Here is a 24,783-nt window from a genome sequence, read left to right on the forward strand (position 1 = left end):
GCATGACCCCGCAAATTGCAACGATTCTTGGCTTGGTGATCATGTTCATCGTCGCCACCGCATTGCCCATCAACATGGGTGCGGTGGCCTTCGCGCTGGCCTTCATCATCGGCGGCGTGTGGGTGGGGCTGGACGGCAAGGAGGTACTGGCCGGCTTTCCGGGCGACCTGTTCCTGACCCTGGTCGGCATCACCTATCTGTTCGCCATCGCGCAGAAGAACGGCACCATCGATCTGCTGGTGCACTGGGCGGTACGCGCGGTGCGCGGGCGCATCGTGGCGATCCCGTGGGTGATGTTCGTCATCACCGGCCTGCTCACTGCCTTCGGTGCGCTCGGGCCGGCGGCGGTGGCCATCATCGGCCCGGTGGCGCTGCGCTTCGCCAAGCAGTACCGCATCAATCCCTTGATGATGGGCCTGCTGGTGATCCATGGCGCGCAGGGCGGCGGGTTTTCGCCGATCAGCGTGTATGGCGGCATCACCAACAAGGTGGTCGAAAAGGCCGGGTTGGACGTCACCGAGATGGCGGTGTTCCTCACCAGTCTTGGTTTCAACCTGATGATGGCGATCATCTGCTTCTGCGCCTTCGGCGGGCTCAAGCTGATGCGTCGGCAAGAGGTGTCGCTGGCGGATGCGCAATACGTGCCAGTGGCCGATGACCAGGCCTCCAAACGCCCATTTGCGATCGAAGGGCATGGCTCCCTGGTTGCCGCTGGCGGCGGTACCTTGTCGACCAATCCGCTGGCGCTGGAGGCTGTTGCCATCACCCGCGATCGCTTGATCACGCTGGTGGGCTTGCTGGGTCTGGGTGTCGCGGCGCTGATCTACAACCTCAATGTCGGCCTGGTGTCGATCACCGTTGCTGTGGTCCTTGCATTGATCTCGCCCAGCGCGCAGAAAGGCGCAGTGGATGGCATCAGCTGGTCCACGGTGTTGTTGATCAGCGGCGTGGTCACCTACGTCGCAGTGCTGGAAAAGGCCGGCGCGGTGGATTACATCGGCACCGGTGTCTCGCAGATCGGCATGCCGTTGCTGGGTGCGCTGCTGGTCTGTTATGTCGGCGGCATCGTGTCTGCGTTCGCCTCGTCGGCGGCGGTGCTGGGCGCCACCATTCCGCTGGCGGTACCGTTCCTGATGCAGGGCCAGTTGGGTGCGGCCGGGGTGATCTGCGCGCTCGCGGTGTCCTCCACCATCGTCGATGTCAGCTCGTTCTCCACCAACGGCGCGCTGGTGGTGGCTTCGGCGGCGAAAGAGGAGCGCGACGCGCTGTTCCGCCGCTTCCTGGTCTACAGCGGGCTGGTGGTGTTGTTGGGGCCACTGACCGCGTGGCTGCTGTTCGTGGTGCCGGGCTGGCTGTGAGCCGGCACGCGCACAGCGGCGGAGTGGGGCGCCCCCGTAGAATGGGCGCCCTCGCTCCGACGCTAACGACCTGCCCGCCATGACCCTCGCCCCTGATTCGCGCACCGCCAAAAAGCGCGTACCGCTGTACGAGGAAGTGGCCGAGCGCCTGCGCCAGAAGATCTACGACTACGCGTTGCCACCGGGCGAGTGGATCGACGAGCCGGCGCTGGCCGAAGAACTCGGCATCAGCCGCACGCCCTTGCGCGAAAGCCTCAAGCTGCTCGCCGCCGAAGGCCTGGTGCAACTGGACGCCGGCCGTGGCAGCCGGGTCACGCGGCTGACGCTGGAAGATCTCAACCAGCTGTTCCCGGTGATGGCCATGCTCGAAGGCCGCTGCGCCCACGATGCAGTCAAGCGCATCGATGCGGCCGGCGTGCAGCGGTTGGAAGAGCTGCACGCGGCGATGGAAACCGCCGCCGCCGCTGGCGACCTGGCCGAGTACTACCGCAACAATTATCTGATCCACGAAACCGTGCAGCAGTACGCCGGCAATCCGTGGTTGATCCGTGTCACCCACGATCTGCACCGCATCTTGAAGATGCATCGCGGCCGTCAGCTGTTGACCCCGGGGCGCATGGCGCAGTCGTTGGCCGAGCATCGTGCATTGATGGAGTGCGTGCGGCGCGGCGATGCCGAAGGTGCAGAGCGCACGATGCACGGGCATCTGTTGAGTCAGGGGCAGGCCTTGGCGGCGTATGTGGCAGCGGGCGGAATGTTGAACGTGCCTGCACCGTTACCGCGGGTGGGTGGTGTGTAGAGACGCCGTGGCGAACCGCTTAAAGCAGCTGGCTTGACCCCAGGGGCGCCTGACGCTCGTACCCTTCTCCCACCGGGAGAAGGTGCCCGAAGGGCGGATGAGGGTACGTCCGCACGTAGCGGCGGGAAGCTCTTGCTCTTGCGAATCCCAAATCCCAAATCCCAAATCCCAGCCATTGAAAAACCGGGCTACTGCACACCCAACCCAAGCAACCCGTCCACACGTTCAATCAACTGCGTCCCAGCCAACCCGGCAAACACCTCCGGGTGCGCATAGCCCCACGCAACGGCAGCAAACGGCAACCCCACCACTTGCGCCGCTTCCCAGTCGGCAACTTGGTCGCCCACATACACCGCCTGCGTCGCGCCATACCCGGTGGCGCGCAACACACGACGCAAGGCGCGTTGCTTGCCCAGCAGATGCGCACCACCGTCGATCACGGCGAACTTCGCACTCAACTCCGCTCCTAACGCGCGTTGCACATTCTCCACCGAGTTGGACGACACCACCGCCAGGCGCGTGCCGCTGGCATGCAGCGTCTCTACTACGTCGGCAATGCCGGCAAACAACGCCATCGGCGGTGCGGCGCGCATCAGGCGGATAAAGTCGGCGGCCACCAGCGGCACGCGCCAGGCACGCAGCCCGGAGGCCTTCAACAGCTCCCGCGTACTCAGCCGGCGAGCATCCTCCACCTCGTGCGCTTGTGCCGCACGGAACCCGTGCCGCTCGGCCAGCACGCGCTGCGTGCTCAAAAAGAAGCCGAACGAGTCGGCCAGGGTGCCGTCGAAATCGAAAATGATCAGTGCGGGCATTGCAACGCAAGTATCAGGGCGTCATAGCCTACCCAATGCCGCTGACGCGCCATGCGCACACACGGCACTACATGTGCGCGCAGGCGATGAAATTTAAAGCGGCTAACAAAACGACTGTGCTCACCGTCAGGCGCGAGCCGCCAGTGTTCGGAATCGGCATGTACCACTCGTACACTCCGGTTCTGAGCGCGCCATCCACGCCCGCCTGACCACTGCTCGCTACAGTTTTGTTAGCCGCTCTTACGCTTCGGCAAAGTGCGGCTGGATCGGGTTGTCGCCGTCGGCGTGCTGTTCGATGACTTTGCGCTGCATCGCGGCCAGATACGCATCCAGCTCTTCGGTGGAGGCGAACACATCGCTCAGCGGCACCGCCTTGACCATGTCGAAGACCTTGCGGATCTGCGGTTGCGGGTTGGTCACCAGCAGCTTGCCCTGGCGCGTTGCCAGGGTCTTGCGGGCCTTGAAGATGACGCGGATGCCGGCGCTGGAAATGTATTCCAGTGCGGTCAGGTCCAGCACCAGGGTGACGATGGTGGTGCCCAGCAGTGGCGACAGCGCCGCCTCAAGGTCCAGATAGGTATGCGTGTCCAGGCGCCCGGTCAGGATGACGCGTTGACGGGTGTCTTGCGCCGGATCGATGTGGATGGCGAGCGTGGTCATGACATGGTCTCGGGGACAGGGGCATACGGGTGAAGCAGGGTGACGCGTACCACGTTGTATGCGCCATCGCGGCGGTAGGCGATGTGATCGGCGAATTGATTGACCAGAAACAGGCCCAAACCGCCAATCGCGCGCGCATCCAGATCGGCGTCCAGATCGGGGGCGGGCACGGCGCAAGGATCGAAGGCGTCGCCGGGGTCGCGCAACTCCAGCACCAGGGCCTGCGCGTCCACCTGCAATTGCACACGCAGCGGTTGTTCGTCGCCTTGACCGTGCAGCAGTGCGTTGCAGCCAAGCTCTTCCACGATCAGCCGCACCTGGCCGATACGCTCGGGATGCAGGCCTTCACGTATCAGCGAGTGTTCCAGCGCGTTGCTGACATAAGCCAGATCGTCCAGCGACGGGGCGATGGCCAGCTCGAGCATCATGGTGTGGTTGCCTCCCCGGCGGCATTCGGCTCAGCATGCTCCTGGCGCAGCCGGATCGCCAGCAGCGTGATGTCGTCGTACGCATCGGCCTGGCCGGTGAAGCCGGCAATGTCGTCTATGACCGCCTTGCACTGTGCCGCCGCGCTACGGCGCGGGTGCAGCGCGGCCAGCAGCCGCTCCAGCCCGTAGCTGGCGCCGTGTTCGTCCATCGCCTCGGTCACGCCATCGGTATACCCCAGCAGGGTCTGCCCGGCGCTCATGCGGCCCTGCAGCACCGGGTAGGCCAGCTGCGGTTCGATGCCCAGCGGCGCACCGGTTTCCAGCGGCAACGGCCGCACCGTGCCATCCAGGTCGATCAACAGCGGCGGCTCGTGCCCGGCGCTGGCCAGCCAGTATTCGCCGCTCACCACATTGATCACCCCGCACAGCACGGTGGCGAACATGCACGGCTCGTTGTTCTCGGCCAGCCGCGTGGAGGCGGCGATCAAAATGGCGTCCGGGCGCGTGTGCCGGCGCGCGGCGATTTCCAGCACGCTCACCGCGCGCGCCATGAACAAGGCCGCCGGCACGCCCTTGTCGGAGACATCGCCCACCACAAACCACAACAGCCCCGGCTCGGTCTCGATGAAGTGGTAAAAATCGCCGCCCACCGCCTTGGCCGGTTCCAGCCAGGCGCAGGTTTCCAGATGCGAGTTGGCGCGGTCGAAGGTACGCCCGGACGGCAGCATCGCCTGCTGGATCTCGCGCGCAATCTGCAGCTCGCTGTACATGCGCTCGCGCGCAGAGGTCATCTCGCCGATCTGCGCGATATGGTCGCGGATCGCACCGCGCGCACTGTCGAACGCACGCGCCATCACGCCCACTTCGTCATCGCGCTCGATATGCCGCAGCGGGTACTCGAATTCGCCACGACGAAAATGCTCGGCGGTATCGGTCAATTCCTCGATCGGCCGCGTCAAGGTGCGCGTGATCAGCCCCATCAACCACCACCACACTGCCGCGCCCAGCAACGCCGCCAACGCCACCCATGCGGCCAGCCAGTTCAGGCCGGCCAGCACGTAGTTTTCCGATGCGGACAGCACGAAGGTCCAGCCGCTGCGCCCCACCGCCGCGCTATGGGTCAGAAAGCGCTCGCCATCGGGCGCGGTGTGCGAAAACGAAATTGGTTGGCCCGCCGCCACTGCACGCTGCAGCGGCGCCAGATCCGGGCGCGAACGCGCCACGTAGGTAGCGAGCGTGTCATGCAGATTGAGCGCAGGGTCGGGGCTGAACATCACCATCCCCTCCGGCGACAACAGCATCGGCCGGATGCTGATGTCGTGCGGCAGCTGGTCGATGATGGCGCGCAGATGTTGCAGCGGCAGATCCACGCTCACCATGCCCACCGGCGCCGCATCCACGGCATCGCCCGGCCGACGCAGCGGCAGGTTGTAACTGGTGTACAACTCGCCGCCGCCATTGGTGTTGATATATGGCTCGGACCACCATGCACGCCCTTCGCGCTGGGTGCGCAGATACCACGGCATCGCGCGGTAGTCGTCGCCGAGCTCCTGCACCGATTTTTCCAGCACGCGCGTGCCCTCGCGATGCACGTACCAGACAAACCCGGTATCGCCGGCTTTTTGCGTGCGCGGTTCGATGATCAAACGCGCCGCGCCGATATCCGGGTCGCCACTGAGCGTGGCCAGCAGCAACGCACGCAGATTGAACGGCTGCAGCCCCACCGCACCACTGCTGGCGGCCAATGTGCGGCCGCTCACCTGCACCGAATCCAGCATCGCCGCCAGGCTACGCGCGGTCTGCTCGGTCAAGCCATCCACTTCGGTGCGCGCCGCCTCCACCAATTCGGCACGTGCGCCCAGATAAAACACCGTGCCCAGGACCGCCAGCAGCAGTACCAGCACTGCGGTGGCGGCCAGCAACACGCGCATGCGCAGGCTGCGCCGCCAGTGCACGCGTGGGGTGACGGCCACGTTGTCGGCTGGCGATGTGAACCCCGTGGCGATAACGCGCTCCCCCTAGCTGACAGGTCGAATCATGGCAGCTTTCCGGCGGGCAACAACTGCCTCACGTCAGCTGCCGTAAATTGACCCCACCGGCTCAAGCGGACTAGATTGAGCCCCCTTATCGCCATGGAGGCCGGCCTTGCGCCTGATTCTCACACCGAGCCTGCTGGCCCTTTTGCTTACGGCCTGTAACGCCCCGGAGACCAGCATGACCCAGACCACATCCCCCGCAACCGAGGCCACTGCAGAAGCCGACGTGGAGGCGGGCGGTCGCGGCCTTGCCAAATTGAATCCCAGCCCGCGCAAGGCCTTCGAGGTCACGCTCACCCTCGACAAGGCGCCCGGTGCCTTCGGCCTGGTCCAGGGTGCGGCGCAATACGACGTCAGCAACGAAGCCGAATGCGGCAAGATCCAGGCCGAGACCGGTACCGCCGGGCGCATCACCAGCCAGGAAGACTTCGCGCTCAAGAAGATCTCCGACACCGAATACCGCGGCACCGTCTATCTGGACCTGATGCAGGACGAGGACTATTACGGCCGCGGCGTCTGCCATTGGGAATTCAGCGGTGCCAGCGTGCTGCTCAAGGCCACCGGTGCCGAAGAAGAGACGCGCTTTTTGTCGTTTATCGAAGGCAAGACGGTGACTGCGCAGCAGGCTTCGACCAAGTATTACTGGAGTGAGCGCTATCCGCGTTCGGGCATGAGCGATTTTCCAGACATGGGCGAGCTTGATACCGAAAAGTTCAAGCCTGAGATTCGCGACAAGCTGTTCACCATCACATTGGCTGCCAAGGAAGCGACGCCATGACCATCCCTTCACAGCAATACGCTGATCTGTCCAACGATATTTACGAGGACCGTGCGGTAGGGCGGCGTGCTCCGGATCAGAAAGAACTGTTTGAAACCGGTGGAGAGAAATACGCTGTCCTGGAGCATGTCAACAACAAAGCTACCGGCTATCAGGGCACCATCTATCGCCGTGAAAGCACCGGTGAGATCGTGGTCTCGCATCGCGGTACCGAGGGCAAGCTCGACGACATCCTCACCGATGGGGCGATGGTGCGGAGCCGGCATAATCCGCAAGCCGACGATGCGTTGACCTTGACAAAGCATGCGCTGGACTACGCAAAAGAATACGGGGAGCAGAACGGTCGTACGCCAGCAGTGACCGTCACCGGCCACTCCCTTGGCGGCGCACTCGCGCAGATCTCCGCACATCACTACGATCTCAAAGGCGAGACCTTTAACTCGTATGGCGCGGCCAGCCTGTCCTACCGTATTCCGGAAGGCGGTAACAGCGTGGTGAATCATGTAATGGCGTCCGATCCCGTGAGTGCGGCATCCCCGCACTTTGGCCAGGTGCGCATCTACGCAAAGCCTGATGAGATCAGCACGCTGAACCACGCCGGCTACAGCAACAGTAGGGCCAATTTCCTGATTCCCGATTCACCGGTTGTCGCAGCCGGTGCATCGCTGGGCGCGCATAAGCTCGGCAACTTTCTGAACGAAGGTTCCGTCCTTAGCGATCCGAATGCACGCACGCTTGCCGAAACGAACAAGCGCATGATCAACGAGTACCGCACCGATCTGGATCAGATCCGCGCCGGCATCACCGTGATCAGCCGCAGCAACCTCGGCCTAGGCAAGGACGTCATAGACGCCATCCGTGGCCCGCTCGCCCCGGGCGAGCCCGCCAAGCGCGACGCGCGCGAGCATGGCAACGACCACACCTCGCTGCGCATCGATCAGCCCGGGCACGTGGGCAATAGCCTGTTCCAGGATGCGCAACGTGGCGTGCACGCGCAGGACGCACGCGCCGGGCGCAGCCCGGATCAGCAGAGCGCGCAGTTATCCGGCTCGCTCGCCTCGGAGATGCATGCCGCCGGCGGCCAGCGCATCGACGCGGTGATGATGAGCCCGGATGCGGCGCGCACCTTTGCCGTGCAGGGCCGCGTGGACGACCCCGCGCAGCTGCGCGTCAGCGTGGAGACGATGACCGCCATCAATACCCCGCTGGAACAGAGCAGCCAGCGCGTTGCAGAAAATGCCGCACGTCAGTCCGTGGCATTGGAACAACAGCAGTCGCAGACCCAGCAGCAACAGCAGGGCGCCCGCGCGATGAGTTGAGTGCGGTCATGCGTTAGCGGCCCGGTGGCGTTCATTCGCTTAACCAGCCTCCGTGACGCAGTGCCGCTTCAACCTGCGACTGCTTCCATCGCACGTTGCACCAAAAACGCCGGCTTGCCCGGCGTTTTTTGTTTGATCGCTACCGATCCTGCAGCGAGAGTTCGTTGAGTGCGTCAAACAGGCAGGGCATCAGGAGTTGCGCTTCTAGCAGCGTGCCCAATTGCCGGCAGGCCTGTAGCGCGTTGCCGCGTCTGATCAGGCCCAGGTCCATTGCGGTCGCAGACGGTCGGCCATGCATGTCGTTGCGGCGACAGATCGCGAGGATCAGCTGCCTCGCGCAGTACCGCGCTGTTTTTCTGTTGCACCCGCACAACATCGTGCTGGCGAAAATAGTGCCAGTTCGCTGGCGCAAGGTTTTTTCCGCCGCGAACTATGCCGCAATCGCCCAGCACCTATAGCGAGCGCAACCGCGTTGCAGTGCCGTGTTTGAATCGCCACCGTTTCGCAGCGTGCGTGGCATCGCGGCATTGCCCGCATCGCCGCACAGCACGCCTCGAGATTCAGGGGGATCAGGCAAGGCGCCGCGTGGCGCGACATCCATCGATCAAGGGAGAGGGTTTCATGAGCATGTTTCGTAAGGGCTATAGCCGCTTGCTGCTGGTACTGCTGGCGTGCATCTTCAGCGCCGGCGCAGGCGCGCAAGGCATCGCCAAGGGCGCCGACGTCAGCTGGCTCAACCAGCAGGCCGCGGCCAACCCGCCGCAGGTGTTTCGCGATGCGGCCGGCAACACCACCGACTTCATCAAGCTGTTCAAGGACGTCGGCGGTAACGCAGTGCGCCTGCGCGTGTGGGTCAACCCGTCCGGCGGCTGGAACGATGGCCGCGACACCCTGGACAAGGCCAAGCGCGCCGCTGCGCAGGGCATGCGCATCATGATCGACTTCCACTACAGCGACAGCTGGGCCGACCCCGGCAAGCAGACCAAGCCGGCCGCCTGGGCGGGCCACTCCGTCGCCCAGCTCAATACCGACGTCTACAGCCACACCCAGGGCATCCTCAGGTACCTCAAGGACAACGGCATCACCGTCAGCTGGGTGCAGGTGGGCAACGAGATCAACAGCGGCATGCTGTGGAACGAGGGCAAGACGCCCAACTTCGCCAACCTGGGCCAGTTCATCAACAGCGGCTACAACGCCACCAAGGCGGTGTACCCCAACGCCAAGGTCATCGTGCATCTGGCCAACGGCTACGACAACGCCAACTTCCGCTGGTTCTTCGACAACCTGCGCTCGGCTGGCGGCAAGTGGGACGTCATCGGCATGTCGCATTACCCGCCGGTGGGCAGCTGGCAGGACTACAACAACCGTCTGGACACCAACATGCGCGACATGATCTCCCGCTACGGCAGCGACGTGGTCGTGGCCGAGGTCGGCATGGACTGGCAGCAGGCCGCCACCACCCGCGCCATGCTCACCAACCTGCTCAGCCGCAGCAACGCCATCGGCTCGCGCGTGCTCGGTGTGTTCTATTGGGAGCCCAACGCCTACCCCGGCTGGCAGGGCTACACCATGGGCGCGGTCAACAACAACGGCCAGCTGACCGAAGCGCTGCAGGCGTTCTGACCGGCTGCGCCACGCAACCGGGCACCATCGACCGCCCCCGTAGGAGCGCACCCGGGCGCGACGGGCTTTACCGGTAACGCCACTCGCGCCCAGGTGCGCTCCTACGGTGCATGCACATCGGCCCATTCCGCGCCGAGCCGCTGGCGCTGGCGCTCGGCAATCGCCCGCCAGCGGCCCTTATCCTTTGGTCGTACACCGGCAGCGCCCGCATGCGTGGCATCCGCCACCAACGCATTCACCGCACAACACCATCCCATTCCATACGCACCCGTAGCGAGGAATGGCAACAGGTGCGTGCGGTACACTTGGGGGTTCACGAATTCACGATGTCGACACACCCGCGGGGTGTGTCCCCCCGGGAGCGCTAATGAACTGGTTGAACGAAGTGCTGCACAACGATCCGAACCCGCTTGAGACGCAGGAGTGGCTCGAATCGATCAAGGCCGTCATCGATGTAGAAGGTCCTGAGCGCGCCCATCAGCTGCTGGAAGGCATGGTCGAACAGACCCGCCGCGCCGGCGCTTACCTGCCGTTCTCGCCCACCACCGAGTACGTCAACACCATCGCACCGGCCAACGAGGCCAAGAACCCCGGCGACTCCGCGCTGGAGTGGAAGATCCGCTCGATCATCCGCTGGAACGCCATGGCCACCGTCGTGCGGGCCAACCGCAAGCCCGGCGACCTGGGCGGCCACATCGCCTCGTTCGCCTCCAGCGCCACGCTCTACGACGTGGGCTTCAACCACTTCTGGCGCGCGCCCTCGGACAACCACCCGGGCGACCTGCTGTTCATCCAGGGCCACAGCGCCCCGGGCATCTACGCCCGCGCCTTCCTCGAAGGCCGCATCAGCGAAGCCCAGCTGGACAACTTCCGCATGGAAGTGGACGGCCAGGGCATCTCGTCCTACCCGCACCCGTGGCTGATGCCCGAGTTCTGGCAGACCCCCACCGTGTCGATGGGCCTGGGCCCGCTGGCCGCCATCTACCAGGCGCAGTTCATGCGCTACCTGGAAAACCGCGGCCTGATCGAGAAGTCCGACCGCAAGGTGTGGTGCTTCATCGGCGACGGCGAGTCGGACGAGCCAGAAACCCTCGGCGCCATTGCGCTGGCCGGCCGCGAAGGCCTGGACAACCTCATCTTCGTGGTCAACTGCAACCTGCAACGCCTGGACGGCCCGGTGCGCGGCAACGGCAAGATCATCCAGGAACTGGAAGGCGTGTTCCGTGGCGGCGGCTGGAATGTCATCAAGCTGCTCTGGGGCGGCTACTGGGACGCCCTGCTGGCCAAGGACACCGACGGCGTCCTCAAGAAGCTGATGATGGAAACCGTCGACGGCGAATACCAGAACTGCAAGGCCTTCGGCGGCGCTTACACGCGCGCCAACTTCTTCGGCAAGTACCCGGAGACCGCGGCCATGGTCGCCGGCCTCTCCGACGACGACATCTGGCGCCTCAACCGTGGCGGCCACGACCCGCACAAGGTGTATGCCGCCTACAACCAGGCCGTGAACACCACCGGCATGCCCACCGTGATCCTGGCCAAGACGGTCAAGGGCTACGGCATGGGCTCGGCCGGTGAGGCGCTCAACCCCACCCACCAGACCAAGAAGCTGGACGACGCGGCGGTCAAGCACTTCCGCGACCGCTTCAACATCCCGGTCACCGACGCCCAGCTGGAAGACGGCCAGGTGCCGTTCTACCACCCCGGCGAAGACTCCCCGGAAGTGCAGTACCTGAAAGAACGCCGCAACGTGCTGGGCGGCTTCCTGCCCTCACGCCGTCCCAAGGCCAGCAAGTCGTTCGTGGCGCCGACGCTCGACAAGTTCGAGCGCCTGCTCAAGGACAGCGGCGAGCGCAGCTATTCCACCACCATGTCGTTTGTGCAGAGCCTCAACATCGCCCTGCGCGACAAGGAACTGGGCCCGCGCATCGTGCCGATCGTGGCCGATGAGGCGCGCACCTTCGGCATGGAAGGCATGTTCCGCCAGATCGGCATCTATGCCCCGTTCGGCCAGAAGTACAAGCCGGTCGATGCCGACCAGCTGATGTACTACCGCGAAGACCAGACCGGCCAGGTGCTGCAGCAGGGCATCAGCGAGCCGGGCGCCATCGCCTCGTGGATGGCCGCCGGCACCAGCTACTCGGTCTCCGACGTGCCGATGCTGCCGTTCTACATCTACTACTCCATGTTCGGCTTCCAGCGCGTGGGTGACATCGCCTGGCAGGCAGCGGACATGCGTACGCGTGGCTTCCTGCTCGGCGGCACCGCCGGCCGCACCACGCTCAACGGCGAAGGCCTGCAGCACGAAGATGGCTTCAGCCAGGTCATCGCCGGCTCCATCCCGAATGTGCGTAGCTATGACCCGACCTTCGGCTTCGAAGTCACCGTCATCATGCAGCACGGCATGAAGGCGATGATGGAAGACCAGATCGACGAGTACTACTACATCACCCTGATGAACGAGAACTACGCCCACCCCGGCATGCCGGACGGCGCAGCCGAGGGCATCATCAAGGGCATGTACCTGCTCAAGGACGCCGGCAAGCCCAAGAAGGGCGAACTGCGCGTGCAGCTGCTGGGCAGCGGCACCATCCTGCGCGAGGCCATCGCCGCAGCCGAGCTGCTGGACAAGGACTTCGGCGTCACCGCCGACATCTGGTCCTGCCCCAGCTTCAACGAAGTGCGCCGCGACGGCTTCGCCGCCGAACGCTGGAACCGCCTGCACCCGGAGGCCGAACAGCGCAAGCCTTACGTCACCCAGCTGCTGGAAGGCCGCCAGGGCCCGGCAATCGCCGCAACGGATTACGTGCGCCTGTTCGCCGACCAGATCCGCGCCTTCGTCCCGATGACCTACAGCGTGCTCGGCACGGATGGGTTCGGTCGCTCGGACACGCGTGCGAATCTGCGTCGGTTCTTTGAGGTGGATCGCTACTACATCGCGCATGCGGCGATTGCCGCGCTGGCGAAGGATGGCAAGATGACGGGTAAGGATGTGGCCCGGGCGATCAAGCAGTACAAGATTGATCCTGAGAAGGCGAATCCTGTAGGGGTTTGATTTTTCTTGGGAATTTTGACAATTTAAAAGGCGACCGAAGGGTCGCCTTTTTGCAGCTTAGGTAGACATAAATGATATCTGGGATGGGGCTGAATAATATCCGTGCTTTGCGCAATTCAGGGCACATACCTGTCAAAAAATAAATATCCTAGTCGGCATGAATAGTTCTGGGAAAAGTACGTTGATTCGTATATTCCCGTTATTAAAGCAAAGTGTTGAAGTGAGAACTAAAGGCCCAATTTTATGGTACGGACGCCTTGTCGACTTCGGGAGTCTTAAGCAAGTGAGAAGTGAGGGGGGAGGATGTGCCAGTTTCCCTATCATTCGATTTGGATGTAAGTAGTAAGTTGCGTCGTGCGCAGAAAGTTTTGTTAAAGGATACAGTCGCGACTCATAGGTTGAGTCGCAACATAAGAATTATTTTGGAATTGGATAGCACTAAAAATGAAGCTGGTAGGGTTTCGAAAGTAAGTTTGGGGATTGGTCGTGATAATGTCTCGATTATCTACAGCGCCAATAAGGCGGTAAAGAAAATTGTTATAAATGACGAGTCGTTCGAGGTTGCGGTAGATCAATTTTGGTACGGGGATGTCGAGTCAAAAATACCAAGACTGATATTCCTTTCCAGGGAGGAGGGTGAGGGCGGGGCTTTTTTATTGAGGATCGATCTTGGATTTTAGGTTTAATTGTAAGTCAATTGAGACTTATGGCGCACGGTAATACTTCAACCGCTACTCTTCGATTAGTGGCTAAAGAGTTGGCATATGCGCCAGCTGTGGAATTTAAGAGACAATTTTCTGGATTAACTACTGCTCCAGAAAGTCTCAAAAATGATTTGGCTTTAAGAAATGCTAATGGCCCCTCCTTAACAAAGCTTCGCTCACTATTGCTTCTCCATGCGCTACCCGAAATAGTTAAGGAGGTAGGCGATGATTTTGAGCGGTTTGCAAAGGGGGTGAAATATATCGAGCCAGTAAGAGCCTCGGTAGAGCGTTATTACCGATTGCAAGATCTTGCTGTTGATGAGATTGACTCAAGTGGTGCTAATACAGCTATGTACCTTCATTCGCTTGATATGCGCGATAAAGAAGACCTCAAGCAATGGATGAAGTCAAATCTCGGATTTTTTGCTTACACGCAGATCGCTGGCGGAAATGTAGAAATTAAAGTGGTGATTGGAAGTGACGCAGTTGGCAGGAACGTAACTGACCTAGGATTTGGCTACTCCCAAGTTCTCCCAGTAGTTCTACAGCTATGGCATTCCTGCATCAAAAGATCTTCGCATGAAAATTCGGCGGCTAGTATAATTGCGATTGAACAGCCCGAGTTGCATCTTCATCCGCGCTATCAAGCGCTTCTTTCGGATGTATTTGCTGGTGTTTCTCATGCTTTAGATAGACAATCACGACGGGTTCCAATTTTCGTGGAAACTCATAGCGAGCACATCGTGAATCGACTCGGTGCCCTCATTGCTAGTGAAGTTATCGATGCGGACGATGTTCAGATAATCCTCTTTGACAACTCAACGGGCGTCTCAAAGGTCAAGTGCGTCAGCTTCGATGATAGCGGTGTACTTGCTGAATCCTGGCCGTTAGGTTTTTTGTGCCGGAGGATTAATGTTTTTCTGGATAACTGATGGGGATGCTGTAAATTTCGCGAATTTTATAGAAAGTCTCGATAATTTAGGGGAAGCGGGTTTTGCCCGCAGGCATTTGATACTTGGCGAAAGAGGTGTAATATCAAAGATATTGCAGGTGCAAGGCCTCTCAAGAAAATCTTCAGCTTATTTTAAATCGGTTTTGGCTAAATATTCTCAAGTCGCTGTGCTTGGTAAATTGCTAAAGAAAATAAATATTGTGCCCGATTCGATAGCTTGTCATCAGCAAGGAATTGATTGGGTTGTTCCGTTATCATCTTTTAGTGATACTAATTTGCTTGAATCAACTATCTTAGTTGTGGAGCATATGTATGATTATCAAGTTATCTTATTTTTAGCTCAAATCCACCTCAGAGAAAAAGGTATCTTTGGGATGGGGGGCTTAGGTTTACCCCGGTTTCTGGTGGAGGGGTGGCACTTCGCTTACATTAGTCGTCCATCAGCGAAATTCGAGTTCCTTAGGGCTCTGTGTCGTAGACTCGGATCGCCCTCACGTGCATGGTGCGCTTGGTAGTACTGCAAAAAGCTGCAGAAAGAGTTTTTCAAATAGTTGGCGTTGGTCTCTTCATATTTTAAATGCAAGGGAGCTGGAGAACGTAGTTCCGCCCGAATTATATGCCCAGAGCGATGTAGGTGATAGAATTGTGCGGCGCGAACTTTATAATGAAAAAATTGGCCTCTGCACGGATTTATGGACATAAAAAGGGTGATAGGCTGTGTAGATTCCGCAATCTTAATATTGGCGATAAGTCCCACGAAGCAACTCATTCGGCTTTGTCGGCTGTTTCATGGGACTCGATATGTGCGAATCTAGGCTGCAGTGATGAAAAGTGTACAATGTGCGAGCCTGATGACGGGCTATTAGCTAGGTTTTCATCGAAGTTGGATAATCACAAAATTGCAGGTTGCCGCGTCTTCCCGCAGCGAGTTCCTGCGCTTGATCACCTGCTTGCCGAGGTTGCTAGTTTTGGTTTGGCTTCTAAGTGGTCGTTAACGTAAATTCCTAATGATAGAAGAGAACAAAGGGGGCGGAGGCTGAGGTTTCCCTACTCTTCAAGCGACAAACCTCATGTCTGACTGGTTTTCGGTGAGCAGGTGGCGTAGTGCGTTTGGTAAAGGGGTCTGGTTCACTTATTAATCGACGACGCTCGGTTTGCGTGGCCGATGCGCGGGTCTGACTCCCGCAAAGCGGCGGGTCTTGGTTTCGACCATCGCGCGGAAGGCGTTGTGGCACAGGGCGCGCTGCTGCTGTAAATGGATGACGGATGCTGGCGAGCAATTCGTCCGACAGGGCTTCATCGACCAAGGCGCGTTAGGCGTTGAATCGCTCAATCGGTCCGTTGCCAAGAGCAAGCCAACAGCGATATGGCGTCAGTGCAGAGTGCCCGCGCTGCCCCGGATTGGCCGGGCAGCTTGACGAGCGATACGCCGCCGGGTCGTCGGTGAGGCGAGCCCGTACCGGGTTGAGTTCAATGTAGCGATAGCAGTGAAGTGCGTAGTCAGCACTGTCCACAGGACAAGCTTTGTAGCGCCCTTCCCATAGCGTACCGGCGCGGCCGTGGCGGCCATAGAACAGTGCCACGTAGTTGCGCCCAAGCCGCTGCATCAGCTGCCCGATTCGTCCCGTCCCGTTGCAGGTGGCGTTGCAAGCAATTGCATGTGGTTGTCCATCAATACATAGGCATGCAGCTGGCAGCCTATGGCGTGCAGGGCCTCATGCAGCAAGTGCACGTAGCGCAATCGGTCGCCATCATCCAGAAAGCACGGCAAGCGGTTCTTCCCGCGCTGCACGATGTGCTGCGGGATATTAGGAAGTGAGCCTAATCCCGTTAGCCTCACCCCCGTTACCGCTGGAATATTATTAATTTTCGTCGTTTGGGTTCTTGGAGGGGCACTCGTACATAGAGCGCACCGAAGACACGGGAATTCGCTGAATCTCCTTCTGTTTAGAATTATTCGCTCTGGCGAGGTAGTCACTCCCATCCACTGCCATCAGTTTGAGGGCGATACTGCTTTTCTTATCGTTTTGTGATGGGAGCGTAGGATCCTCAAATCCTGACTTGGACCACTTGATTATCACGCAGTTGCGGCCACCTGAAGCCATCGACTGCATTACAAATCCAGCTAGCATTGATCCAGTCGGAGGAAATGCGCACATTGCTACGACAATAGTGGTAATTGTTAAGGCTAGATGGTTGAGAGGTTTTGAGCTTGCAAGTAGTTGTGATATTCCTGCTGCTGCGAAGGTTTGTAGGAATGTAAGAGTCAAAGTCGCAACAATAGCAACTAGAACAAATCCCAGCATCCAGTTTTTTCGTCCGCGAACAAAAATAATGAGAACTTTAGAATAGATAGCCAGGTAATAATCTGAATCAATGCCGCTGCTATCGAAACAGCCAGAAAATCAAGAGAAATCCGTGGAAAAAATTTATTACCTTTTCCGCCTAGGATTCTAATGAATGAAGAGATCGAGAGAATGATGGAGGAAAAACGGAAAGGCCGAATAGCGGACTTTCTACATCGTTATAATAACTGTAGAAAAATATTATTATTGAAGTTGTTGCGGCGGGTATCATAAGCGCTAAAATTAAACTTTTGCGCGCTTTGATCCGCACTTTTGGCCTGCCACTGAATATTCTGACTATTGGTGTCGGGCGTCCTGGAATTGGTGGTATAAAAGTGATGGCGGTAGGTAGCAGGACACAGCCTAACAGTAAAATAACAATGCAGGCGATAGCGGTAAAAATTACGGGCAATGAAGCTATTGCTGATGCAGCTGTGAGGTTGATAGGTACATTTTCGCGCATTGAGTAGTTGAAAATGCTAATTGCAGCTAGTAAGGCAATGCCTCCGCTAAGAAGCCAGCCATGCTCCTTGCAATATTTTAGGCCTCGAATAATCTCAGCTTTCCAGTTTTTTACGGCAGCCGAAGGGCTATATTGGTTCGGAGCGCTCATATGATTTTCTGTGAAATGGGGGTGGTTAATTGAAGCTTGAATAGCGACTCGGTGCAATCAATGAGTTCAGTAACGGGGTCAGGTCAACTTTGAGTCGATCGCGCGCGATTTGCGTGGCCGATGCGCGGGCCTGACGTACGCAAATCGGTGGGTCTTGGCGTCGACCATCGCGCGGAAGGAGTCGTGGCCAAGGGCTCGCTGCTGCTGTAGATGAAAGCCGATGCTGGCGAGCAGTTCGTCGTGTCGACTCCCCGTAATTCAATGCCAGCCAAAATTAGAGGTCTGCGGTTGATGTTGATCACGGAACTCGGCGGGCGTTAGCCCGCCCAGGCTGTCGTGCGGGATCTGCTGGTTGTAGTCGGCCAGCCAGTGTTCGGTCTGTTCGCGAACCTCGCTCAGCGTGCGGAAGAGATGCATGTCCAGCACGCCGCGCCGGTAGCTGCCGTTGAAGCGTTCGATAAAACCGTTTTGCATTGGACGCCCCGGCTCGATGAAGTCCAAGGCGATGCCTTTGCGCTCGGCCCACTCGGCCAAGGCCAATGCGACAAACTCCGGGCCATTGTCCAAGCGAAGTTTGGCGGGGTAGCCGCGCCAGGCTGCGATGCGTTCCAAGGTGCGGATGACGCGGGCGGCCGGGAGATTCAAGTCCACTTCGATCGCCAAGGCTTCCCGACTGAAATCGTCGATGACATTGAACGTGCGGAAGCGTCGACCATCCCACAACGCATCGGACATGAAGTCGATCGACCATCCAGCATTGGGTCGCTCTCCGCATGCCAGCGGTTGTGGATGACGCGTCGGGACCCGGCGCCTGCTGCGACGACGTTGATTGAGTTTCATCAGGCAATACACGCGCCACACCCTTTGTGATTCCACACATGTCCGCGACGGCGGATGATCTGAAAGAGCTTTCCAAAACCACGCTCGGGAAAACGCTCGGCCAATTCGGACAACAGCGCAATGACCTCCTCGTCGCGATCGGGACGACGCCGATAGCGCACTGTCGAGCGAGCCACGCCAACGACCGCACAGGCCCGGCGCTCGCTCCAGCCATGCTGCTCGACGAGCCAGGCAAGAAGCGGGCGTTTGTGCGCCGGGTCTATAGCTTTTTGCGATGACATCCTTCAATGCATGGTTTTCCATCGCGAGCTCGGCGTACATGCGTTTGAGCTTGCTGTGCTCGGTCTCCAGGTCGCGAAGGCGCTGCACATCGGCTGCCTCCATGCCACCGTACTTGGACTTCCAGACGTAGTACGTCGCATCGGAAATGCCCAGCTCACGGCACACATCCTTGACCTGGCGGCCGCCCTCAACCTGCTTCAGCGTGGCGACAATCTGGCTTTCGGTGAACTTGCTCTTGCGGCATCGTTGGTCTCCTTGGTGGCTAGTGTGCCCGGAGACCTCTAGTTATGGATGGATCAATTTTACGGGGAGTCGACAGTCGGACAGGGCTTTATCGAGAAAGGCGCGGTAGGCGTTGGATTGCCCAAGCGAGTCGTTGCCAAGCACAAGTCAGCAGGGATGTGGCGCCGGTGCCGAGTGCCCGCGCTGACCCAGATTGGCTAGGCAACTGGACTAGTGATACGACGCCGGGTCGTCGGTCAGGCGAACACGCACCGGGTCGAGTTCAATGTAGCGATAGCAGCGAAGGACGTAGTCAGCGCTTTCCACAAGGCAGGCTTTGTAGCTCCCTACCCATAGCGTGCCGGTGCGCCCGTGGCGGCCATTGAACAGCGCTATGTAGTTCCGCTCAAGCCGCTGCATCAGCTGCCCGATCCGTCCTTTTACAGGTGGCTTGGTAAGCAAGTGCACATGGAACAATAACGGGCCAGGCTCACTTATCAATCGGCGGCGCTCGGTTTGGCCGATGAGCGGGCCTGACGCCCGCAAAAACCGACTCCGTTAGCGCAGACTTTTGAATTAAGGCGTAAAAGTTTCTTCGGTGTCTGCGTAGAACACCAGGACCTTTCCGCCTGCATACGGTACGGTGACTTTCCGTGTCCACGGCTCGGCTATTGGCATGACAGCTTCCGCCATGGCATCGCATTTATCACTGATGCCACATCTGCGGATGGCAATGCGCAAGACGCCGTGGTCCGTTACAAAATCAACACCCGGAGAATAAAAGAGGCTTTCTGCCGGCATGTGGTAAGTGATGTTGAGTGAGGTGGATCCTAACTTTTCGACTTTGACCGGCTGTACATCGTTCTTCTTGTAATCAGAACGCATGCTGCCTTCTGTACAAGCAGTCAAGGCTGATACTGCAAGCAACCACCTGCCAAAAATGAGGCAAGATTTTAGATTGATGTTCATGCGTATTGATGAGGTTTGTCCGGCAAAGTGCCGCCTACTACCTCGGCACACGGGCGAGGCAGGACTGGTCAGATGCTAGGTCGTGGAATCCATTTCGATCAGAAACTCAAACGTGGCGCTTGCTGAGTATCTTGTTGCTGGCTTCGTGCCAATTCCTGCTGTCGTGTTTGTGTCTGTTCCTGGGCGATGGCTTGGTTGGCCGCTTGTAGCTTTGCGTCCGACTGCTCCAAAGGCATGTTGATAGCTTGGTCGATGGGAATGGCAGCGCGCTTGTGTGTTGGGTCGTCGATGCGCCCCTCGATCGCGACCAGGTTGCCGTTCTTGCCCATCAGTACGTGATCCACACGTTGTAGCGCGTTCGCAGCCAGCGAGGTGTTGCCTGCTTCTGGATAGCGCTCGCGATTGTCCTTGCACGCCGCCAGCAGGCAGCGGCTGACGCGCTCGCTCATCTCGTCATACGGCTTGCCCACGCTCTCATCGATCTTGGCCACCCCTTCGCGGATCTGCTTCAACATGGCGTGATCGGGATGACCCGGATCTTGCGGGCCTGACGCTTGCGGCCGTGCGGTGGCGCTATGGCCGCGTACATCTGCGTCTTCCTGAGTCTTCTTCGAAGAGGTGTCCGTGTTGTGGTGGCTTTGCATCCTCGGCGCAGTGACATGGACCGCCTCTAGCGTTTTGATCGGTTCAGCAGCAGCCTGTGCCACCACCTGAGCAGCGGTACGCTGTGTGCCTAGGGGCTGGGCTGCATAGGTTCCATCAAGCTCTTGCTTTAAATTTCCCTTGGCCTGGCTGTCCCAGAGCATCCCGTCATGGGTCCATTGACCATCTTTGCCACGTTCGTAGAGGTCGCCGTCTGAGCCGACGATCCGGCCGGGATGCTTCAGTGCGTCATGGACTGCGGCGGGCATGTAGGCGTGACGCTCCCAGCCATTCTGCTCGTAGGTCTCCTTGTAGTGCGCGGCCATCGCTGCTGGCGTGTGCATCGCGTTCTGCTTGATGATTTGCCGCGAAGCTTCATCGAGTTGCGACGCACGCTGAGGGCTAGCCGTTTCGGTGTGCGTGCTCATCGTGCGATCGATCAGGCCATCGGCTACCTGGCGCGTCCATTGCTGCGTATTCGCGTTGTGCATCCACGGGGATTCGCGCAGGCTGCGCGTGTCGTGCTCGTTGGCGGGTTGGGTGTAGGGATCTTTATTCTGCGGCGGCGAACCGAGTGCCAGCTCGATAGACGTACGAGATGCTTTGAAGGTGAGTAAGTCCGCGACTTCCGGCGTGGCAACTTCTGTCCGCGTCTTGTAGAGCGGCACACCGGCTTCGCCGAAGGCGACTGCAGCGGGATCGACCTCACCAGTGCTGACGTCACGCGCCCACCGTTCTCCGGCTTGGTGACTCTCAAGGCGCCACGTATTGCCTTGCGCATCTTGTTGGTGGGAAATGCGATGATCATTGATCACATCGGCCAGCTTGTCGCCGCCCACCGCGCCAACGATGCCGCCAATCGCACCTGTGACTAGCAAGCCCGGGCCAGACTCCACGCCTAGCGCTGCGCCTACGCTACTGCCAAGCACGGCCCCACCCGCGGTGCCCAGATTGCGTGTGGCGTAGCGAGTGACCTCTGCATCGGCTGCGGTGCTATTGCCTTGCGCGTCCAGCCGCTCGGTGTTTCTACTCGTCACGCCCAGGTCGTACACGGCCGCCGCCGCGCCCACAACGCCCAGCCCACGGACGGTGCCGGGAGAGAGCCTGCGTGAAGCTGCTGCTTCTGCGGTAAGCGCTGTTTCTGCAATGCTCGCGGCTGGCACATCGAGCCCGGTCGGCGCGCGGACCATGCCGGATGCAGTGAGTTCTGCGGATGGCTTGAAGTGTGTTTGCTGCAGTTCTAAGCTCCCAGCGAACTCACGCGAAAACGTAACCCTTTCAATCTTTGAGCCGATGCTCTCTGGCGCTACAAAGATGCCCTTGGGTGCAGCCTGGATAAAGTGTGTTTGCACCTCCGGCAGAACAGCACCTGCACCACCTTGTGCGTACAGCGCCTGCAACTTGGGAATCGGTTGACCGCCCAGCGAAGTGACATTTGGGTTGTTCAGCACAGCAGGCACCTCAACCTGGCCGAAGACACGTTCCAGGTTGGCAGCAGAAGCCACTACTTTGATGTCACCACGCAGCGAGCTTGCGAATTCGTGCGAGGCTTCGCCCCAGAGGCACTTCGACAAGGACGTGGGGCTCTGCGATGAAACCGCCGGGTCGCCGAACAAGAACGACGCAGCAGACTCCTTGGCCATCTTCGGAGGCAATCCCTGCGACCTAAAAATCTCGGAAGCCTTCTCCTCGACGGCAGACCGGGCTTCCATGAGGAACTTGGCGCGCGGCGTGTCGTTGATGATGGGAAGTCCAGTCCTGTCAGAAAGTTCAACCGCCATAACTTCGGATGAGACATCCCCAACCCAACGACTATAAAGAATTCCGCCCTGATCAACCGATTTTGCAGAATACGACCTTGCAATTTCAGATATTTCATCTAGAGACTTTGCTCTCTCTATCAGAGAGATCGAGGCGGCGTGGTCGTTCATTTCTGAACTCCGGGTTGATCGTTACGCTTGATCAATGCCCAGTTCTCATTAAAAATGATCTTTCCCGTGAAGATCGCCCCTCCGCTTTCACTAATGATTAGCGGCTTTTTCGTAAAGGTAGTTCCAGTCTGTATTAATTGGATGATGATAGTCTTTATGGATTCAAGCTCGTCATCGGTGAAAGGGCGAACTGACCAGGCGGTAATTGGCATCCCGACCTGAAGCTCTACCGAAAATCCAAAAGAAACAACTGCTACGTCATAGTGGGTTTGGTCTGGAAGCCAATCATTCTTTAGCTCTCCAAAATACTCCGTGCCATCAATTTCAATGGCGAAGGTTTCGTGCCCAAGCTCGTCAGCACCCCGGATGCCGCCCGAAAAACGGGCCCGACCTGCTGGCAAATCTACCCATTCAAATGTCGATGACATCTCAATTCCTTTCTTGCTGGTCCAAATGGTATGGCTTATCGAACAGGGCGATAGGCAATGGTCGTTGTGCTACGTCGTGCCAAGGGCAACCAGCAAGGGTGCGGCATCGGCAATCGTGGTTACTCATTATTGCACCATAAGTGGCATATCGTGCTTGGTGGCCGCTTACTTGCTAGAGGCGCTATCTTGCCGATTTGCCTCAGCCAATAATTGCTCGTACGACTGCACGCGTATACGTAGGCGAATGAGATGCCATGACATCGCAAAGGCAAACAGGAGCGTGAAGGCCAGCACGCCCTGTATCAGGGTGATCTTGCTCAATACCGTCCAGTCTCCCATACGCCAGTCTTTCAGCTGCAGATACAAGGCAAGCAAGACGGGCATGAATCCCAGCTTCTCAATGCCACCGGTGAACAGTCCCAGGCGGTCGTGCATGTTGGTGCGACGGTCACGCATAAATGCCTCGCGTCGACGTCGTTGTTCCAGCGGAAATCTGCGAAGCGATGCAACGATCGATTGATATTGGTGGAACTCCCGCTCCATCAGGTCTGCGTGATCCGCATAGGGGCGGCGGAACTCAGGCCATTCGCGCTTGACGGTTAGCGCTGCCGACACAACAAAGCCTGTCAACTCAGTGACAAGGCCAATAACGGCCAAGTAAGCGCCAGTTTTGTCATCTAGCAAAGTACCGGCCAAGATCCCGACGCCCGCACCGATCATGCCAATCGCAAGGCTCCAGCGCTCGACTGGGCCGGCGCGGCTCTGTTCGGTCACCTGTGCGTAGTGAGCCATCGCCGCAGAGAGCGAGGGAAAGCTCGAGTCTGTGAGCTTGACTGCCTCTCCATCGATGTCGGCGCTGCGTTTCGCTACCGCTTCATCCACTGAACTCATTTAGCCTCCCTCGGCGATCGCGCGTGCGACATGCATCTGTCATGGTCAGTATTCCTCAGCTGCCGACAGCGCGCCAGCGCGTTGCTCAAACGCGTCAAGTCTCTTCCTCAGTTGCTATTGACACGCCACACCTTGCACTCGCAATCTAAGCCCAAGGAGCGTCGAAACTCCTCTAAGAGCGGTACCCACCTCCGTCAAACTGGTGGGTTTTTTGTGCCCGCATCCTGCAGGTACAAGCCGATGCGATGCCTGCGTCGGGAGGGCGGCTAATACAACACCCGCAAGGGAAATACGCCCGCCGGCTCTTAGCGGTTTCGAACCTCCCGACATCCCGTCGCCGTTGGCGGCGGTTCTTGGGTTGTTCCAGGAGGGCGTTGCCATGTCTACCGCACCATCCACGCCGGCATCGGTGCCGGGTTATCTGTTGCCAGCCTCTGCTCACGGCCTGCTGTGGGATGTGGGCGAGGTGCTGCGCCGGCTGGCCGCACGCGCAGCTATTGAGCAGGCCAACGACGATCCCGCGCAGCAATTGCTCAGCCAACCCGGCGTGTTGTCGCAGGCCTTGCGCAGCCTGTCCGCACGCATCGACGTGGCGTTGCAGCAGTGCGTTGCTGCACCCATCACCAACACTCGCCACCCGGAGGCGCCATGACACGCCGCCGCCCACCCAACGCGTCCGCCACCGCACGGCCCACCCGTCAACGTGCGCACCCCGCGCCACCCAAGCGGGTGCAGTGGGTCATCGTCGAACCCGATCGCACCCAGCTGCCACCGATGCTGCCGCCCGAGCCGGACACAACGCCGCAAGGCCCCGGCCGTTTGCCTGCACCCCGCCGCGCCCGCCGCCCGCGCCAATGCACCGTCAGCTACACCCTCTACCCCGGCGCCCACGACCACGCCGGCGACCAGCACGTGCCCCACGTCCGCCTCAGTGGGCTATGGCTGGAACAACTGGGCTTTTCCATCGGCACCAAGCTGCGTATCACTGCAAGCGAAGGGCAGTTGGTGATGGAGGTGGTGGCGCCGGTGGAGGTGCCGGCCAAGGCGCGCAGCGTGCGGCGGTGACGCTACGGCCGCCAGGGACCTTGCGATTGAC

General features: G+C 59.5%; 21 protein-coding genes and 1 other RNA gene. 11 read left to right on the forward strand and 11 right to left on the reverse strand.

The window, feature by feature from the left end; all coding sequences use genetic code 11:
• The first annotated feature begins 2 nt into the window (after window positions 1–2).
• Both NDY25_RS14095 and NDY25_RS14100 read left to right on the forward strand, forming a co-directional pair.
• On the forward strand, window positions 3–1,358 hold the full coding sequence (locus NDY25_RS14095; RefSeq protein ID WP_256627517.1) for an SLC13 family permease: 1,356 nt from the start codon (window positions 3–5) through the stop codon (window positions 1,356–1,358).
• Window positions 1,359–1,437: 79 nt separating this feature from the next.
• On the forward strand, window positions 1,438–2,157 hold the full coding sequence (locus NDY25_RS14100; protein WP_168958038.1) for a GntR family transcriptional regulator: 720 nt from the start codon (window positions 1,438–1,440) through the stop codon (window positions 2,155–2,157).
• Between the two features lie 188 nt (window positions 2,158–2,345).
• Here NDY25_RS14100 and NDY25_RS14105 read toward each other — a convergent pair whose 3' ends face one another.
• Window positions 2,346–2,969 carry an HAD hydrolase-like protein gene (locus tag NDY25_RS14105; RefSeq protein WP_168958037.1) on the reverse strand — a complete coding sequence of 208 codons (624 nt, stop codon included), beginning with the start codon at window positions 2,967–2,969 and terminating at the stop codon, window positions 2,346–2,348.
• A gap of 158 nt (window positions 2,970–3,127) precedes the next feature.
• Between NDY25_RS14105 and NDY25_RS14110 the strand changes: the two genes are divergently transcribed.
• Window positions 3,128–3,205, forward strand: a non-coding RNA gene (locus tag NDY25_RS14110) — sX9 sRNA.
• 4 nt (window positions 3,206–3,209) lie between these two features.
• Here the strand turns inward: NDY25_RS14110 and NDY25_RS14115 are convergent.
• From NDY25_RS14115 to NDY25_RS14125, 3 genes are read right to left on the reverse strand one after another with little or no spacing between them, the layout of a single operon-like run.
• Window positions 3,210–3,629 carry an STAS domain-containing protein gene (locus NDY25_RS14115; protein WP_168958036.1) on the reverse strand — a complete coding sequence of 140 codons (420 nt, stop codon included), beginning with the start codon at window positions 3,627–3,629 and terminating at the stop codon, window positions 3,210–3,212.
• Window positions 3,626–4,057 carry an ATP-binding protein gene (locus NDY25_RS14120; RefSeq protein WP_168958035.1) on the reverse strand — a complete coding sequence of 144 codons (432 nt, stop codon included), beginning with the start codon at window positions 4,055–4,057 and terminating at the stop codon, window positions 3,626–3,628. Before NDY25_RS14120 ends, NDY25_RS14115 begins: the two co-directional genes overlap by 4 nt.
• Window positions 4,054–5,988: a SpoIIE family protein phosphatase gene (locus NDY25_RS14125; protein WP_218974002.1), complete on the reverse strand. Its 1,935-nt coding sequence runs from the start codon at window positions 5,986–5,988 to the stop codon at window positions 4,054–4,056. The genes NDY25_RS14120 and NDY25_RS14125 overlap by 4 nt, the downstream gene beginning before the upstream one ends.
• A 283-nt stretch (window positions 5,989–6,271) precedes the next feature.
• Between NDY25_RS14125 and NDY25_RS14130 the strand changes: the two genes are divergently transcribed.
• Window positions 6,272–6,871: a hypothetical protein gene (locus NDY25_RS14130; RefSeq protein WP_168958033.1), complete on the forward strand. Its 600-nt coding sequence runs from the start codon at window positions 6,272–6,274 to the stop codon at window positions 6,869–6,871.
• On the forward strand, window positions 6,868–8,190 hold the full coding sequence (locus NDY25_RS14135) for an XVIPCD domain-containing protein (protein WP_168958032.1): 1,323 nt from the start codon (window positions 6,868–6,870) through the stop codon (window positions 8,188–8,190). Before NDY25_RS14130 ends, NDY25_RS14135 begins: the two co-directional genes overlap by 4 nt.
• 139 nt (window positions 8,191–8,329) lie before the next feature.
• Here the strand turns inward: NDY25_RS14135 and NDY25_RS14140 are convergent, their stop codons facing one another.
• Entirely contained in the window at window positions 8,330–8,461 is a 132-nt protein-coding gene (locus tag NDY25_RS14140; RefSeq protein WP_256627518.1) for a hypothetical protein, read from the reverse strand.
• 350 nt (window positions 8,462–8,811) lie between these two features.
• Between NDY25_RS14140 and NDY25_RS14145 the strand changes: the two genes are divergently transcribed.
• From NDY25_RS14145 to NDY25_RS14160, 4 genes are all read left to right on the forward strand, one after another.
• Entirely contained in the window at window positions 8,812–9,813 is a 1,002-nt protein-coding gene (locus tag NDY25_RS14145; protein WP_256627519.1) for an arabinogalactan endo-1,4-beta-galactosidase, read from the forward strand.
• 367 nt (window positions 9,814–10,180) lie between these two features.
• Window positions 10,181–12,868 (forward strand): pyruvate dehydrogenase (acetyl-transferring), homodimeric type, encoded by a 2,688-nt coding sequence (gene aceE / locus NDY25_RS14150; RefSeq protein ID WP_168958030.1) that lies wholly within the window; start codon window positions 10,181–10,183, stop codon window positions 12,866–12,868.
• A gap of 706 nt (window positions 12,869–13,574) precedes the next feature.
• Window positions 13,575–14,504 carry an AAA family ATPase gene (locus NDY25_RS14155; RefSeq protein WP_256627520.1) on the forward strand — a complete coding sequence of 310 codons (930 nt, stop codon included), beginning with the start codon at window positions 13,575–13,577 and terminating at the stop codon, window positions 14,502–14,504.
• A complete protein-coding gene (locus NDY25_RS14160) occupies window positions 14,485–15,039 on the forward strand; it encodes a hypothetical protein (protein WP_256627521.1) in 555 nt (184 codons plus the stop codon). The genes NDY25_RS14155 and NDY25_RS14160 overlap by 20 nt, the downstream gene beginning before the upstream one ends.
• Window positions 15,040–16,969: 1,930 nt before the next feature.
• Here NDY25_RS14160 and NDY25_RS14170 read toward each other — a convergent pair.
• The 6 genes from NDY25_RS14170 to NDY25_RS14200 form a co-directional block, all read right to left on the reverse strand.
• Window positions 16,970–17,482, reverse strand: coding sequence for a hypothetical protein (locus NDY25_RS14170; RefSeq protein ID WP_256627523.1), 513 nt, complete (start codon window positions 17,480–17,482; stop codon window positions 16,970–16,972).
• Between the two features lie 258 nt (window positions 17,483–17,740).
• The gene (locus NDY25_RS14175; protein WP_343243430.1) at window positions 17,741–18,817 is read right to left on the reverse strand and encodes an IS3 family transposase; all 1,077 of its coding nucleotides are present in this window, start codon (window positions 18,815–18,817) and stop codon (window positions 17,741–17,743) included.
• Between the two features lie 585 nt (window positions 18,818–19,402).
• Window positions 19,403–19,795 carry a hypothetical protein gene (locus NDY25_RS14185; RefSeq protein WP_233366668.1) on the reverse strand — a complete coding sequence of 131 codons (393 nt, stop codon included), beginning with the start codon at window positions 19,793–19,795 and terminating at the stop codon, window positions 19,403–19,405.
• Between the two features lie 98 nt (window positions 19,796–19,893).
• Window positions 19,894–22,368 (reverse strand): XVIPCD domain-containing protein, encoded by a 2,475-nt coding sequence (locus tag NDY25_RS22985; protein ID WP_306308877.1) that lies wholly within the window; start codon window positions 22,366–22,368, stop codon window positions 19,894–19,896.
• Complete coding sequence (locus tag NDY25_RS14195) at window positions 22,365–22,796, reverse strand: hypothetical protein (protein WP_168960109.1); 432 nt, start codon at window positions 22,794–22,796, stop codon at window positions 22,365–22,367. The genes NDY25_RS22985 and NDY25_RS14195 overlap by 4 nt, the downstream gene beginning before the upstream one ends.
• A 165-nt stretch (window positions 22,797–22,961) precedes the next feature.
• The gene (locus tag NDY25_RS14200; protein ID WP_256627524.1) at window positions 22,962–23,687 is read right to left on the reverse strand and encodes a hypothetical protein; all 726 of its coding nucleotides are present in this window, start codon (window positions 23,685–23,687) and stop codon (window positions 22,962–22,964) included.
• Window positions 23,688–24,066: 379 nt separating this feature from the next.
• Between NDY25_RS14200 and NDY25_RS14205 the strand changes: the two genes are divergently transcribed.
• Together NDY25_RS14205 and NDY25_RS14210 are read left to right on the forward strand one after the other, a co-directional pair.
• Entirely contained in the window at window positions 24,067–24,339 is a 273-nt protein-coding gene (locus tag NDY25_RS14205) for an XAC0095 family protein (RefSeq protein ID WP_168960116.1), read from the forward strand.
• Window positions 24,336–24,752, forward strand: a complete 417-nt coding sequence (locus tag NDY25_RS14210) for a SymE family type I addiction module toxin (RefSeq protein WP_168960115.1) — start codon at window positions 24,336–24,338, stop codon at window positions 24,750–24,752. Before NDY25_RS14205 ends, NDY25_RS14210 begins: the two co-directional genes overlap by 4 nt.
• Window positions 24,753–24,783: the final 31 nt, after the last annotated feature.

The sequence above is a fragment of the Xanthomonas hortorum pv. pelargonii genome (genome assembly GCF_024499015.1).
GTDB lineage: Bacteria > Pseudomonadota > Gammaproteobacteria > Xanthomonadales > Xanthomonadaceae > Xanthomonas > Xanthomonas hortorum_B.

Coding starts and splice junctions, on each gene's coding strand:
- NDY25_RS14205 (WP_168960116.1), top strand. CDS start 24,067: ATGTCTACCGCACCATCCACGCCGGCATCGGTGCCGGGTTATCTGTTG.
- NDY25_RS14120 (WP_168958035.1), bottom strand. CDS start 4,057: ATGATGCTCGAGCTGGCCATCGCCCCGTCGCTGGACGATCTGGCTTAT.
- NDY25_RS14140 (WP_256627518.1), bottom strand. CDS start 8,461: ATGGACCTGGGCCTGATCAGACGCGGCAACGCGCTACAGGCCTGCCGG.
- aceE (WP_168958030.1), top strand. CDS start 10,181: ATGAACTGGTTGAACGAAGTGCTGCACAACGATCCGAACCCGCTTGAG.
- NDY25_RS14145 (WP_256627519.1), top strand. CDS start 8,812: ATGAGCATGTTTCGTAAGGGCTATAGCCGCTTGCTGCTGGTACTGCTG.
- NDY25_RS14105 (WP_168958037.1), bottom strand. CDS start 2,969: ATGCCCGCACTGATCATTTTCGATTTCGACGGCACCCTGGCCGACTCG.
- NDY25_RS14200 (WP_256627524.1), bottom strand. CDS start 23,687: ATGAGTTCAGTGGATGAAGCGGTAGCGAAACGCAGCGCCGACATCGAT.
- NDY25_RS14155 (WP_256627520.1), top strand. CDS start 13,575: ATGGCGCACGGTAATACTTCAACCGCTACTCTTCGATTAGTGGCTAAA.
- NDY25_RS14130 (WP_168958033.1), top strand. CDS start 6,272: ATGACCCAGACCACATCCCCCGCAACCGAGGCCACTGCAGAAGCCGAC.
- NDY25_RS14100 (WP_168958038.1), top strand. CDS start 1,438: ATGACCCTCGCCCCTGATTCGCGCACCGCCAAAAAGCGCGTACCGCTG.
- NDY25_RS14195 (WP_168960109.1), bottom strand. CDS start 22,796: ATGTCATCGACATTTGAATGGGTAGATTTGCCAGCAGGTCGGGCCCGT.
- NDY25_RS14160 (WP_256627521.1), top strand. CDS start 14,485: ATGTTTTTCTGGATAACTGATGGGGATGCTGTAAATTTCGCGAATTTT.
- NDY25_RS14125 (WP_218974002.1), bottom strand. CDS start 5,988: ATGCGCGTGTTGCTGGCCGCCACCGCAGTGCTGGTACTGCTGCTGGCG.
- NDY25_RS14115 (WP_168958036.1), bottom strand. CDS start 3,629: ATGACCACGCTCGCCATCCACATCGATCCGGCGCAAGACACCCGTCAA.
- NDY25_RS14185 (WP_233366668.1), bottom strand. CDS start 19,795: ATGAACATCAATCTAAAATCTTGCCTCATTTTTGGCAGGTGGTTGCTT.
- NDY25_RS14135 (WP_168958032.1), top strand. CDS start 6,868: ATGACCATCCCTTCACAGCAATACGCTGATCTGTCCAACGATATTTAC.
- NDY25_RS14170 (WP_256627523.1), bottom strand. CDS start 17,482: ATGAGCGCTCCGAACCAATATAGCCCTTCGGCTGCCGTAAAAAACTGG.
- NDY25_RS14210 (WP_168960115.1), top strand. CDS start 24,336: ATGACACGCCGCCGCCCACCCAACGCGTCCGCCACCGCACGGCCCACC.
- NDY25_RS22985 (WP_306308877.1), bottom strand. CDS start 22,368: ATGAACGACCACGCCGCCTCGATCTCTCTGATAGAGAGAGCAAAGTCT.
- NDY25_RS14095 (WP_256627517.1), top strand. CDS start 3: ATGACCCCGCAAATTGCAACGATTCTTGGCTTGGTGATCATGTTCATC.